The sequence below is a fragment of the Streptomyces sp. CBMA156 genome (genome assembly GCF_014596515.1).
GTDB lineage: Bacteria > Actinomycetota > Actinomycetes > Streptomycetales > Streptomycetaceae > Kitasatospora.
The window spans coordinates 24,229-36,688 of record NZ_MSJQ01000381.1 but is presented as its reverse complement, the minus strand read 5'-3'; the positions used below and the strand labels follow the sequence as shown (position 1 = coordinate 36,688).

Genomic DNA, 12,460 nt, shown 5'->3' with positions numbered 1-12,460 from the left:
GTCCGCTCCGCAGACATGACGCGCCGTCACTAGCGTGACGGAGCGTTGTGGCGCCCCTCCGGGGCGCAGTAGCGGAGTGTGACGTCGACTCCGCCGCCGTCGGGTCGGCGGGGGTTCGGCTCGGTGGCCGGGTGGTCCTTCCGTCGGGGTGTCAGCGCGTCCGCGCCGGGGCCCTTCGGGCCGGTGCCTCGCCGGTCCCGGCCGCTATTTCTGCTGGTCAGTGGGGGTTTTGGCGCACTCCGTGCGCCTGGCTGACCGGGAGGAGGGGGTGGGGCCTTCCTGTCCGTCGCCGCCCTCACCATCCCATCGGAACAGGTAGGCCGGCCCCTGGTGGCGCCCCCACAGCATGTCACCCAACGTCGCGCCGAGCAACCCCCTACCCGACATCAACACTCATTGTGACCATACGGTGAGTGGTCTAGACCCTTCCCAGTGGTCTAGACCCATCGGACTCGACTCGAATTCCCCGCACCCCGAAAACGGCACCCGACCCCGTATCAGAATCCCGCCGTCAGCCAATCCCGCCACATCCGGTACCCCCATCCGACCCCGGCTCCCGGAAGCATCAAACCGCTCCCTTGTGTAGCGACAGGAATCCCACCCCATGCCCTCTCAGAAAACCACCACAGCCAGCCGTTGACGATGTGACGCGGAATTCCGGTACAACCACCATCCCGCCCCATGAAAAAACCCCATCAAAAACCCGATGGAAAAACCCCATCAATGGCACCGGGCGCAGCACGGATGAGGCGCGACGACGTCGGCGAGCAGGCCCCGGGACGACCGCGGACCCGGACGGCCAGGACGACCGCACCGAGGCGGCCCGGGGCACCGTCCGGGCCGCACCAGGACGTGGTCCTGATCGACGTCCAGGGCAACATCCTCGACGGCCCGGACAGCGGCGGGCGCAGCACGGCCGGCCTGCCGTACGGCGGGCGGCAGGACCGCGGCCACCCCTTGAGACCGCAGGACTTCCCGTCCCAGAGGCGGAGCTCACACCCCCACACAGGAAAACCTGCGGCCCGTCCCGGCAGTGGCGGGTGGGCGCGGGCCTGCGGCGGGGTGGGTCCGTCATCTGGTCCGGCCGGGGCGGGCGGCGATGTCGGCCAGGGCGTCGGGCTCGTGCTCCTGGCTCTCGCCGTCCCGGAGCGGGCCGGGTGGCGGGCAGACCGCCTGGACGCCACTCCCGGGCGTCTTGATGATCCGGTCGGTGGAGAGGAAGCCGCGCGGTTGCGTACCGGCGGGGGCGCCGTCGGCCGGCTGCCGTGGTTGAGAAAGGCGGCGGTGTGGAGGCGGGTGTGTCGGGGCGGGCCTCCGTTGCAGCGGGGCCCGCCCCGGGGTGCCGTTGCTCGCCCGGACACGTGGAGTGAGCGGTTTCGGCGCTTTCCAGTGTTGCCGCCCCCGTGGCGGCCGACCAGTGTGTGGGGCTTTCCAACCCCGTCCGGAAACTTGGAAACCGGCCGTGAGCTGGCCCGATGGCCCGACTCCCGGGCGGCCGGCGGCAGCGCGGGAGCGGCGTCCCGCGACGGCTTCGACCGTGTTGCCGTGCGGGCAGGCCGCGCCTGCCGGAGGCGGTCCGGGCAGGCGCGGCAACGGGCGCGCCGGGTTTCGGCACGGCACTAAGGTTGCTGAAACCCCGTCAGCCCTGGCGTCGGCGGGCCGGGGTGAGCATCGTTGAAGTCAGCCGCCAGGCACCCGGGTTGCAGCCCGGGCGCCGTGAACACGAGCGGCTGCCGGCCCCGCCTCGGCGGGGCCCGCCCGGACACGTGGAGCAGGAGAGACAGCCATGATCGGGAACAACTCCCGGGAGCAGCGCGGGGAGCAGCGGACGTCGTCGTACGTCTTCCAGTTCGGTGTGCTGGCGGTGATCCAGGCGATCATCGTCGTGCTGGTGCTGATGGGTACGGCGGCGGAGACCGCGCTGGCGGTCGCGGGTGGTGGCGGGCTGGCCGCGGCGAAGGTGGCCGGGCTGTTCCTCGCCGGCCCTGCGGCCGCCAACCGGCCCGTCCGCCGTCGGGGCGGGCGGTGAGCGCCGGCCCGGGCGGCGGGCCGGGTGGCGGGCCGGGTGGCGGGCCGGGTGGGCCCGGGGATACCTCCCGGCAGGGGCAGCGGGGGCGGGGACGTGACCTGACCGGGAACGCGCCGCTGACCGTCTTCGCCAGAGAGCTGTACGAGCTGCGGATCAAGGCCGATAAGACTCTCGCCGAGGTCGCCAAGGCCGCGAACTACACGGAACCGAGCATTTCCAAGCTCACCAACGACAGCGGGCTGTGCAGCAGGCTCGCCCTGATCGCCTACCTGAACGCGCTGGGCGAGGACATCGGGCCGTGGCTGGCGCAGTGGCAGAGGCTCAAGGAGATGACGCCCGCCCAGCGGACCACCGAACCGGGCCCCCCGCCGGACGCCCGGGAGGGGTCCGGCCCGGACCCCGGCGACCCGGCGCAGGCGCCGGTCACGTCCGTCCCACCGGACGTCCGGGAGGGGTCCGGCCCGGACCCCGGCGAACCGTCGGAGACGCCGGTCACGTCCGTCCCGCCACCGACCGTCCCCGCCCCGCCGCCGGCCGTGCCCAGTGAACCGGTACGGGCCACCGGTTCCCCGGCGCCCGGGCCCTCGCCGGAGGAGGAAGCCGTCGTCGTGCTGGACGCGCCCTCCGTCCCTATACGGTCGCGGTTTCGACGGCGCCTGATCGCCGTCGTGCTGGCGACCGTCGCGCTGGCGCCCGTCGCCGTCACCGGAGTGCTCCTGTGGCCCCGCGACGATGGATCCAGCAGCCAGTCATCAACCCCACCGGACACCCCGGAGACGACCTCGCCGACCTACTCCGCCACCCCGTCGCCCCCCATCCCGTCGTCCCCCATCCCGCAGCCCTCCACGACGCCGATTGCCACCACGCTGTGCTCCGAGGAGAAATACCTCCTCAAGATCACCACGACGGACGGCGAAACCTCCTGCTACACCACCGTCGGAGAGATTAACAAAATCTTCCCTAACATCGACCGCATCGAAACCGGACACAATAATACAGTAGATATCGATTACTGGAATTCGAAGAACGACACGGCCGTGAAAACCCATACTCTCCAGAAATGGCAATACTGGGCACCAAGTAAGCCGACTCCCATATACGCAATCGTCCGGATCAAGATTTACAGACCCACAGCGACGCCGAATCCACACGGCACAGCCCCTCGGACAGACGTCGACCCCGCCCACTCACCCTGAACGCCCGGGACGGCGGCCCTGTCGGGGCCGCCGTCCCGGACCGGGCGCGTGGCGCGCGCAGCCACCCGCGCCACGCGCTGACGGGCACCGTCGAGGAATCCACCACGGTTGGTGGACTCCCCGACGGCCGGGGCCCGGGCGGTGTCGCCTGACCGGCACCCGGGGCACAGCGTGCGGGGGTGGAGGCCGGTGCGGTGGGCGAGGGCGCGGATGGCGCGGCGGGTGGGACCGCACCGAGAACGACAGGACGAGGACGGCGGGCCGGCGGAGGCGGGCACCCGGGGTAACCGCAGCGGGCCTCCGTACGTCCCGCTGCGGCCCCGGGGCGAGGCCGGCAGGCCCGCGCCGGAGACGAGCGGGACGACAGTGGCAGACCTCGGCCAGGGACAGCAGCGGGACGGACGAGGCTCAGAGGCGCCAGTTCTCGGAGAGACCCTGGGGCACCATGCCGGGGGGACCGAGCGGGAGCAGCCGGTACTGGACGGGTTTCGCGAAACGGTCGGGACCGTCAGTGCTGTGCGAGAGGATGCGGGGCACACCTGGCAGGAGAGCCCTGGGCTCCTGCTGAACGACTAATCTGGAGTTACCCCTGATGACTCGTCAGCTCACCTCGCATACAGTTCAGCGTCTGGCGTTCATCCGGTTCCTATATCAGCAGGGCGTCGAGCAGTCTCGTCAGCCTCAGATTATGGCAACGACGTCTGTTCTTTCCTTTCATGATGCCGTAGAGCTATTTCTCATCCTCTGCGCTGAGCATCTGGATGTTGGCGTCAAGACACAGATTAACTTTGCAGATTTCTGGGGGAAGATCGGGGAGAAGCTTCCCGAGGGGAAGGAGCTTCCCAGCAAGAAGGCCATGGAACGCATGAGTAAGATACGTGGCCATTTGAAGCACAGTGGCGTTATTCCCTCAGCCGATTCGATCGATCAGGTTCGTGCGGATGTGACAACATTTTTTACCGACGCCACCCTTCTGGTTTTTGGAGGGGATTTTCAGCGGATAGACATGGCGGACCTCTTGACGGATGTCGCCACAATAGAACTGCTTCGGCATGCACAGAAGCATGCGGATAAAGATGATATTCCCGCTGCAATGGCTGGGCTACGGCTAGCGTTTTACGCGATGTTGGATAGCTACACGATCCCGAATGGCCAGGGAGCCCCTGGGCCGTTCTCCTTTGGCCGGAACGTCGGGTACTTCTCAGATGCCGGGTTCCCTCTGCATCATCAGAGGTTCGCGAATCGCGATGCGGTCTCGTTGGCGATCGCGGAGGCACAGAGCGGCCTTCTGGATCGCGTCAACAGGACAACACAGCAGGTTCAAGGTCTGTCGGAGATCATCCGGCAGCTTCAGACAGCCATGCGGGTCACTAGCCTGGGAATCGACTATGCGCGGTTCGCGCAGTTCGAGATCCTGACTCCGAAGATCGAACGGTACATGGACGGAAGGATCTCATTCGCTGTAGATCCCGTCCAGGAAACTCATTCACTCGAACAATTCCGCTGGGCGCGCCTCTTTGTCATTGAGACTTCCTTGCAAGCAGCGAAGGCGGATGTCGCGCTCCAACAGCTGGCGCAGCGTAGGGATTCCGCTGCCCAAAGGAACAGAGTGGAGCATCGCGATTGGATCGTTCCCGAGGAATCCGCAGAAGAAGAGGAGAGCTTCGGGAACGCTTGATGAACCGCCAGGACTGTCAGTTTGGTCGGGTTTCGCCTCGTGCCCTGGCTGCGGGGCGAAACCCGGCCGGAGCCATGTCCTTGGTGGCACTGGGCGAGTTCACCGGTTATGACTCTGGTCCTCTTGTCCAGCGGGCAGTACCCCGACGAGCACGGCGACGGCGGTGCTGCGGTGTCGGTGTTCGCTGCCGAGCGGGCCGGCTTCGCTGCCACACGGGCCGCCCGCGCCCGGCAGGACCTAGCCGCGGAGACTGAGACCGACCGCGCGCAGGCTGCGGAACGGGCGCGGCTGTCGGCCGCGATAGGGATCGCGGCGGCCTCGACGACCAGGGCCTCCGCGTGGGCAACCGAGCTGGGCGCGCGCACCGACGACCGGGCACTGGGGGAGTTGGACGCGGTCGCCCTCTTCCAGGTGCAGGTGGGCGGTGCGGACCCGGTTCTGGTAGCGGATCAGCCGGACGAGGGCGTGCTCGCGTTCGGCCGGGTCGGTCAGCGCGGCGGGGTTCAGGAGCAGCACCGCGGGCGGGGTGGAGGCCTGCGGGGCCGGGGCCGGGAGGACTGGGGGCGGGCCGGCCGGGGGTGGGTGGTGGTGGTCACGGGCGCGTCTCCTTCTGGCTGTCCGGCTGGTCTGTGGGCGGGGCGTCGGCGGCCATCCGGCGCAGGAGGAGCAGGAGGAGCAGGAGGCGGTCGGCGGTGCCGGGCGGGGTGGGGGCTCGGTGTTCGCCGGTGGCGGGGTCGAGGTCGGCGCGCCACTGGATGGCGGCCGGGCGCAGGCTGTTCGTGCGGTCGGCGGGGAGCAGGCGGGTGGGGAGGTTGAGGCGGTCAAGGGCGGTGGGCACGTGTGCTCGCCGGAGGCGCCCCCTGAAAGGGCGGTGGGCCAGTGCTCGGTTGATCCCCGAGGATCTGGCCGGGGTGCGGCACGCTCTCCAAGCGGCCGTTGGGGCAGATGCGGGTGCCACGGTGGGCGGCTGGGCGGGGCTGTCGGGCCTGTGCCAGTCTGCCGGGCTCGGTTGGTGCGGGCGCAGGCTTGGGGCGGCCAGCGGCGGCACTTGCGGACGGCCTGGACGGCGCAGGTTGGGGTGAGGCGATGTCGCCGGAGGCGGAATTCGGCGGCGCTTGCGGACGGATTCCAGGGGAATTCGAGGGCGGGGTGGCGGGCAACGTCAGGAGCGGCGTCGGGCACCGAGTCCGTTGTGAACCTTCGTTACCCGGACGACAGGGTTGTCGGAATTTTCGGCGGCCTTGGCAGGGGATCTGAGCTGCGCGGATACCGTCGTCCGCTCCGGCCTGGGGTGGTGGCATCAGGAGCTACGTCAGGAGCCGCGCCAGGAGCTGCGTCGGGAGCTGCGTCGGGAGTCGGGTCGGGGGCGGCGAGCCGGCCCGGGACGAGCCGCTCCACCGTGGCCGGCGTCGCCGGACGCACCACGGCCCCGACAGCCCCGCAGGGCGAGAACCCCTACCGCCCGCCGCACCCCTGCCCGCACCGCGCGCGTCGAGGACCTCGTCCAGCGCGGACCGTCCGCACCCATCTGACGCCCACCCAGTAGCCGGGGCGGGCGTGCCGACGCCCGAATCCCGCCAGCGTCCCCGGACGGACCACGCGCTGGCCGAAACTGCGCGCCACAGGTCCGCACGCGAGTCTCGCTTCCCGCCCCCCAGTCTTGGCAGCATCACCCCATGAACTGGATATCGCTCTCCGGTACCGCGCTGGGAGCGCTGATCGCGCTGCTCGCCACCTCGCTCAACGACCGTGTGAAGTGGCGGCGGGAGCAGAGTGCCAGCCACCGCGCACTGTGCCAGCAGACCTACGCCCGCTTCCTCGCCGCACTCACCGATGCGCACGAACGCATGCGCACCGAAGCGCAAACCGATCATCAGAGCGTCGAAGCCCGCGCCACAGCGGTACTGGAGGCCTTCCGCACCTCGGGCTGCTACTCGCTACGCTACGAGCTGGCGATCATCGCGAGCCAGCCGGTCCTGGACCGTGCGGAGGATGCCTTCAAACTCATCCGCCAGGTACGCGACCTGCTGGCCACCGGGACGGGTGTGGAGGCCGCCGAGTACAGGGAGCTGCGGTACGCCTACGGGCCCGTGTTGCGAAATCTGCAGACCCGGATGCGCGCCGAACTCGGCTCCAGTGAGGTGCAGTTGACGGGGGGCGGCTGACCGCCTCAGGTTGAACGTCCGCAGGGGTCAGCTCCGCCGGTGCTCGATCCAGGGCGTCCTGCTCGGCCGTGGCGACGACCTGATGGAGGCCGTCGGGCAGGTGGGCGGTGAAAACCAGGTGTCGGCGCCGAACGGCTCCACCTCACCTGAGCGCTCGGCCTGCTGGTCCTGGACGAAGCGGAGCACCAGCAGGTCGGGCAGCGCCGCCAGGTCGAGGACGGCACCGACGTCCAGGGACAGGTGGAGGCGAGCCGCGTCGGCCTCCAGCAACCGCACCAGCGGCACTCAGTGGCGGGCCGGGATGCAGCTGCACCTCGCCCGCGGGCGGTGCGTCGCGGTGACGGTGGCCGCCTTCGGTGACGATCCCGGCACCGTCGCGGCCGGCCGCGAGTTCCGGGCCGGCCGTGGCGGGCGGGTCTGCGGGCAGACGGAGCTGTAGGGGTGGTTGGTGGCAGGTGCTTCGCGCCTCTGCCGTCCTACAGCGGTACCCCGAGGCGGACCCAGTGTGCGTAGACCTCGGTGAGTGCCGTCCCGGTGTCGGCCCGGCAGCGGCTCAGGGCCAGATCGGTGGCCGCCGCCCGCACCGCAGGGCCGTCCAGGGCGAGGACCGCGACCACCGCGTCCAGGTCCGCCGCCATCTCGGCCGGCGTCCGCACCCGCGGGTAGTCCAGACTCTCCCCCAGCAGCACCAGCGTCGAGCGCAGCCCGTCGCCTCCCGGCTCCTCCACCGCTGCGGCGTGCAGTGCGGCCAGGACGTCCCGCAGGGCCTTCAGGGTCCAGGCCGGGAGGACGTAGAGGACGACCGGGGGCGCGGTGTCCGCCGCGGCGGTGGTGAGGGCGGCGGCGATCTCCTCGATGACCTCGCCCGCCGTCTCCAGGGCCAGGGCCGGCAGGGGGTACTCGTCCGGGCGCACGCGGGCTGCGGCCGCGGCCAGGCCCAGGACCTCCGAGAGGTAGGCGGCGTACCGGATCCAGGCCGGATTGCCGGGCAGGATCCGGGGCAGCTCCAGGCCCACCGGGTTCTTCGTCGTCACGGGGCCGAGTATCCCGTCTCCGAGGCGTCTGGCAGGCGCTTTCGGCGAGATCCCCCGGGTCTCGCACGCGCGCCCATGCGCTGTGGCCGCCGTCCCTGCCGGGGCCGGGTCAGGACCGGCGCCACCAGGATCGAGGTGGCCTTCCACCAGCAGCAGGCCGGACCCGTCACGGTGGCCGCCCCCGGCACCCGGACCAGCGCCCGGGTGCGGCCGACACTGCACACCACCCCCTTGTCCACGGTCTGGCCGAACCCCTTGGCCAGCACCTTGTCCCGCCCGATTCGCCCACGGTCAGGTGCCTTGCCCTCCCGGTATGTCCATGACCGGGGTCACCCGTGGGAGCGCGGGAGCGACCGGGCCGGCTCGGAGGCGGCGAGGCCCTGGTCGAGCGCCAGGCGCAACAGGGTGAGGGCGTCGGCGGGGTTGGCGGACAGCAGCGACACTCCGTCGGCGGCGTCGGCGACCGGGTGGCCGTTGAGGAGGGCGACCCAGTTGCCCGCGTCGTCGTAGACCTCGGTCCAGCCGGCCAGGCGGCCGCGCTGTTCGAGTGCCTGGATGGCGGGTGTGCTCGGCCAGGTGAGGTGGACCAGGCCGGCGCCGAGAGCGTAGTCGCGGTGCGCTTCGCCCAGGCCGCGGTCGGTGGGCGGCGTCCAGCCGGTGGCCCGACCCAGCGTCAGCTTGGGCGCCTGCACCTTGCCGGGCTGCCTGGCCTCAGCGACCGGAGCGACCGAAGCCGCGGGTCGGCCGGCGGTGCGGGGGCGGCCGGGACGGTGGAGCATGTCCAGGGCGAGGTCGGCGGTGGTGAAGGTCCGGGGCCGAGCGGGGGAACCGGCGACGAATCGGCCGGGCTTTCCGTCCTGGTGCTCGACGGCGATTCTGGCCGCGGTGCCGGTGGTTTCGTCCCGGGGCGGTTTCGGGACGTTCGGGCGGGCCGCCGACACAGTGCCTTTTTCGCCCCGGGGCGTTTCACCGGCGCCGGTGTCTGCGCCGGCCGGGGCCGGGAAATCGCCTCGGTCTGATTTCAGGTCGCCGAAGGCCCCGTCCGGCAGGTTCCATTCCTCCCGGATCCGCGCCGCGGTGCGGGCGTCGGCATCCAGACCGGGCCAGCGGACCGCATCCCGTACATCCCGGGCGCTGGTGACCAACAGCGAGAGCAGGACGTAGACGTCCTCGGCCAGCTTCGCGTGGGCGCTCATCGGGTCGCCGTCCACGGCGGCCAGGAAGTCCTCGGCGCGCTTGCGGATTGCGTCGGCGGCGCCGAGCACCCGCTGCCGCTCCGCTGGCAGCCCAGCCGCGGGCCACTGTCCCTCGGGCCGCTCCTTCGGCGTGGCGTCCGCGGCGACGGCGGGTCCGTCGGGGCCGGGCAGCACTGTGACGGTCCGGGCCTTGACCCGCGCCCGGTCGGCGCGGCTCTTGCACGCCTGCGAGCAGTAGGTCGCGCGCCGGCCCCGGCCGGTACGCGGCGGCAACGCGGTCTCGCAGTCCGGCCCCTTGCACCGCGCGCCCTCGGCCTGGTCGCCGTTCAGATCGAACAGCGCCACCTCGCCACCGCCATTTCGCCCCGGTTCGTTTTCCATGGTGTGATCGTAGCCAGGTCAGGCAACCTAATTTCGAACCGGGGCGATATTTCCGCAGGCGTTTTCTCACAGGTCAGCACCATGATTTCGCACCGCGCTCCGAAAATCCGCCCCGGCCACCACAAACACGTTGTCCCGCCCCGCGCGGCCGGCCGTCGGTCACGTTGTCCCCGGGCTGTCCCCGCGCCGCCGGTGCGCAGCGGAGGTTGTTTCCCGCTGCGCAGCCGGTTGTCCCGCGCCGCGTGGGCGCGGCAGCCGGCTGCGCAGCGCCGCGCCGACGGTGCAGCAAGGGTCGCCCTGCTGCACCGTGCGGCAACAGCGAGCAGCGACGGCCGTGACCGCCGGGGTGCCCTGGCGGTTGCACCGGTGTGACGACTTCTCCGCTGTACCGACTGCCGGTCCCCGCCTCTCTCCACGGTTCCGGTGATGCCGCCGCCGGGCAGTCCCCCACGGACGAGCTGACGGACGAAGAACGGATCGCGCTGCAGGTCGCCGCGGCGGCCGGTGAGCGGGCGGCGGCCTGGGTGCGCGAGCTGGCCCGCCGGCAGCCGGTCGAGGCTCATGGCACGGTACTGGACCTGGTGGCCGGCGCGGTCGAGCGGGCCACCGGCCGCGAGATCGTCCCCTACAGCGACGGCCTCCTCGTCGAGGAGCTGCGCGAGCGCCTGGACGGCTACGTGCTGGTGGGCGCGACCGCCCCGGCCAGCGTGCCCAAGCTCGCGCCCGGCGAACGGATCGCGCTGGCCGCTGTGGTCTCCCTGGCCGCCGCGATGCCGAGCACCGTCCTCACCTGGTTCGAGCGGGAGCTGCCGCTCCTCGCCCAGGTGATGGACGAAGCGGTGGCCGCCGGGCGAAGCTAGCGCGGGTGGCCGAGGCCAGCGCCGCACCCGGGCCGGTCGGGGCGCGCGACGGCGGCCAGGTGGGGCAGGTAGTAGGGGCCGGGGGTACGGCCCTGGTACCCGGTCTCCCAGCGCCACACGTCGGTGCGGGTCGGGCAGCTGCCGGACGCCGTGGCCAGGCGCCGGGCCAGATCTTCTTCCGACAGTCCCAGTTCGCGGCGGCGGGCGGCGACCAGGGCGCCGATCCGCTCGGCCCGGTGCCCGCCCTCGTCCATGCCCCGCCCCGTCCACCCACGCGCGTCGTCCGATGGGGACCGTACCCGGTCGGACAACGCCCCACCGGCCATCCCGCGCGCTCGGCTCACGTCGTCTTCGCGTCGACCAGGGCGGAGATCAGTTTGCGGGCCAGCGCCTTGGTCAGCCGCTTGGCCGCGGTCTCCGCCCTCTCCCGCGGCGGTGCCGCAGCCTGAGCAGGGCCGCCCGACTGCCGCCTCGGTGACCTGAAATCCGTCTTGACGAACTATCAAGCACCGACGGACTCTGTCTCTGCACCATGGCAATCGTCTCTCAGCACAGGATGGGTGGCCGCTCCACCCGGGGGAGGATCCGTATGTGGCTCAAGAAGCTTGTCCAGGTCGCAGCTGTTGCCGCAGTCAGCGTTACGACGGTCGGGTTGGGTGCGACCAACGCCTCAGCCACCTCGAACGGTGGTTGCCGGTCAGACAACACCAATGGACAGTGGGCGCAGGAACCAGGCGGCTTCCTGCTGGACCCGTGTGTCTGGAAGGAAAGCACGGGTAGTGCATCGTTGCACCCCGAGTTGCAGGCAATCAATCCGAATGGGATCAACGCGGACTACTGTGCGCAGTTGCTCGCAGTTACGTCTACCGGTTCGACGTACCAGGTCCACGACTTCGGCTGTACTGGATGGATGACGTACAACTCCGTGGATACGTATATGCCTTGGCACAGGCCAGGACATGGCACCTACGTTGTCCAAATGGGGTATTGGGCGACAATCAATGGCGTATACGGGTACTACGGAGGTGCCCAGTCCGCCAGGCTCTATATCGACTAGGCATACCCCGCCACGGTTTACGTTGAGTGACTACTCGCACATCTGAGAGCCCGTGCCGACAAACCGGCACGGGCGGCTACCGGCTGCTCGACACCCCTACCGACGCGTCCGACCACCACGGCCTGGCCGTGCGCCTGGACCTGTCGCTCGCGGCCACCGACGACGTCTGGGAATACCGGTGACCACCCGCCCTGACGCGCTGCCAGACTGGCGAGCATGACCTCCGACCGCCGCCCGCTGTGGCGTCCCTTCTCCGAACCCGCCGCCGCCGACCCCGTACCCGTCCAGCCGTACCCCGAGGCCCGGCTCACAGCAGTGGAGCGCGCCCCGTTCCTGGAACCCGCCCCCGCCAAGGCGCAGCCGAGCACGCGCGGCGCCCGCCGGCCACTGGGCCCCGGCGGCCTGGCCGCCGGCTGAACCCGGACACGACGATGGCCCGGAACCGATCTCTCGGTTCCGGGCCATCGCTGTACGCCATAGGCAGTGGGTTCGGTGCCACGTCCCGCGGCCACCGGAACGCCCCGTAGCGTCCCGCGTTTCGGCCCGGGCACCACCCTGGCGGGCCATCATGGCCGCATGGACGACGACCTGACCCCGCCGCCGGGCCACACCGCCCGCCTCGACCAACTGACTGCCGTGGTCCGGGACCGGATCGGCACCGCCTCCGCCCGCCTCCGGCAGGACCCGGGCACGGAAACCGTGGCCGCGCTGCTGGCCGAACTCCGGGCCGCCGGACTGGACGGGTAGCACGGCCCCGACCGGCCGCACCCCGGTCGCCGGCCGGCGCGGCCGGGAAGGACTTCGGCGCGTCTCAGCGGTTCCGTTCGCCGCGTCGGCCTCCGGCGACCACGATGGGTTGGATGA

The 12,460-nt window shown here is 70.9% G+C and carries 15 protein-coding genes; 9 read left to right on the top strand and 6 right to left on the bottom strand.

The window, feature by feature from the left end; translation table 11 throughout:
- Nucleotides 1-1,786 precede the first annotated feature (1,786 nt).
- The 3 genes from BU198_RS43560 to BU198_RS33490 all read left to right on the top strand — a co-directional run bounded on the left by BU198_RS43560 (nt 1,787) and on the right by BU198_RS33490 (nt 4,903).
- Entirely contained in the window at nt 1,787-2,029 is a 243-nt protein-coding gene (locus BU198_RS43560; RefSeq protein ID WP_188300613.1) for a hypothetical protein, read from the top strand.
- Entirely contained in the window at nt 2,026-3,225 is a 1,200-nt protein-coding gene (locus tag BU198_RS43555; RefSeq protein WP_188300612.1) for a helix-turn-helix domain-containing protein, read from the top strand. Before BU198_RS43560 ends, BU198_RS43555 begins: the two co-directional genes overlap by 4 nt.
- Nucleotides 3,226-3,817: 592 nt before the next feature.
- On the top strand, nt 3,818-4,903 hold the full coding sequence (locus tag BU198_RS33490) for a hypothetical protein (protein WP_188300611.1): 1,086 nt from the start codon (nt 3,818-3,820) through the stop codon (nt 4,901-4,903).
- A gap of 237 nt (nt 4,904-5,140) precedes the next feature.
- On the opposite strand, the gene BU198_RS33485 is transcribed toward BU198_RS33490, so the two are convergent.
- Together BU198_RS33485 and BU198_RS33480 are read right to left on the bottom strand one after the other, a co-directional pair.
- Complete coding sequence (locus BU198_RS33485; RefSeq protein ID WP_188300610.1) at nt 5,141-5,419, bottom strand: hypothetical protein; 279 nt, start codon at nt 5,417-5,419, stop codon at nt 5,141-5,143.
- 76 nt (nt 5,420-5,495) lie between these two features.
- Nucleotides 5,496-5,741 (bottom strand): hypothetical protein, encoded by a 246-nt coding sequence (locus BU198_RS33480; protein WP_188300609.1) that lies wholly within the window; start codon nt 5,739-5,741, stop codon nt 5,496-5,498.
- Nucleotides 5,742-6,579: 838 nt separating this feature from the next.
- Between BU198_RS33480 and BU198_RS33475 the strand changes: the two genes are divergently transcribed.
- The gene (locus tag BU198_RS33475) at nt 6,580-7,068 is read left to right on the top strand and encodes a hypothetical protein (protein ID WP_188300608.1); all 489 of its coding nucleotides are present in this window, start codon (nt 6,580-6,582) and stop codon (nt 7,066-7,068) included.
- Nucleotides 7,069-7,095: 27 nt separating this feature from the next.
- Here BU198_RS33475 and BU198_RS33470 read toward each other — a convergent pair whose 3' ends face one another.
- Nucleotides 7,096-7,344, bottom strand: coding sequence for a hypothetical protein (locus BU198_RS33470; RefSeq protein WP_188300607.1), 249 nt, complete (start codon nt 7,342-7,344; stop codon nt 7,096-7,098).
- A 25-nt stretch (nt 7,345-7,369) separates the two neighbouring features.
- Between BU198_RS33470 and BU198_RS33465 the strand changes: the two genes are divergently transcribed.
- Nucleotides 7,370-7,507, top strand: a complete 138-nt coding sequence (locus tag BU198_RS33465; RefSeq protein ID WP_188300606.1) for a hypothetical protein — start codon at nt 7,370-7,372, stop codon at nt 7,505-7,507.
- 37 nt (nt 7,508-7,544) lie between these two features.
- Here BU198_RS33465 and BU198_RS33460 read toward each other — a convergent pair whose 3' ends face one another.
- Complete coding sequence (locus BU198_RS33460) at nt 7,545-8,102, bottom strand: hypothetical protein (RefSeq protein WP_188300605.1); 558 nt, start codon at nt 8,100-8,102, stop codon at nt 7,545-7,547.
- Between the two features lie 329 nt (nt 8,103-8,431).
- Nucleotides 8,432-9,679 (bottom strand): hypothetical protein, encoded by a 1,248-nt coding sequence (locus BU198_RS33455; RefSeq protein ID WP_188300604.1) that lies wholly within the window; start codon nt 9,677-9,679, stop codon nt 8,432-8,434.
- A 368-nt stretch (nt 9,680-10,047) separates the two neighbouring features.
- Between BU198_RS33455 and BU198_RS33450 the strand changes: the two genes are divergently transcribed.
- Nucleotides 10,048-10,539, top strand: a complete 492-nt coding sequence (locus tag BU198_RS33450) for a hypothetical protein (RefSeq protein ID WP_188300603.1) — start codon at nt 10,048-10,050, stop codon at nt 10,537-10,539.
- Here the strand turns inward: BU198_RS33450 and BU198_RS33445 are convergent.
- Nucleotides 10,536-10,793, bottom strand: a complete 258-nt coding sequence (locus BU198_RS33445) for a hypothetical protein (protein WP_188300602.1) — start codon at nt 10,791-10,793, stop codon at nt 10,536-10,538. The genes BU198_RS33450 and BU198_RS33445 overlap by 4 nt on opposite strands.
- An 829-nt stretch (nt 10,794-11,622) precedes the next feature.
- Between BU198_RS33445 and BU198_RS33440 the strand changes: the two genes are divergently transcribed.
- The 3 genes from BU198_RS33440 to BU198_RS33430 all read left to right on the top strand — a co-directional run bounded on the left by BU198_RS33440 (nt 11,623) and on the right by BU198_RS33430 (nt 12,343).
- Nucleotides 11,623-11,778, top strand: coding sequence for a hypothetical protein (locus BU198_RS33440; protein ID WP_188300601.1), 156 nt, complete (start codon nt 11,623-11,625; stop codon nt 11,776-11,778).
- 34 nt (nt 11,779-11,812) lie between these two features.
- Complete coding sequence (locus tag BU198_RS33435) at nt 11,813-12,013, top strand: hypothetical protein (protein ID WP_188300600.1); 201 nt, start codon at nt 11,813-11,815, stop codon at nt 12,011-12,013.
- Between the two features lie 159 nt (nt 12,014-12,172).
- On the top strand, nt 12,173-12,343 hold the full coding sequence (locus BU198_RS33430; RefSeq protein ID WP_188300599.1) for a hypothetical protein: 171 nt from the start codon (nt 12,173-12,175) through the stop codon (nt 12,341-12,343).
- The last annotated feature ends 117 nt before the right edge of the window (nt 12,344-12,460 follow it).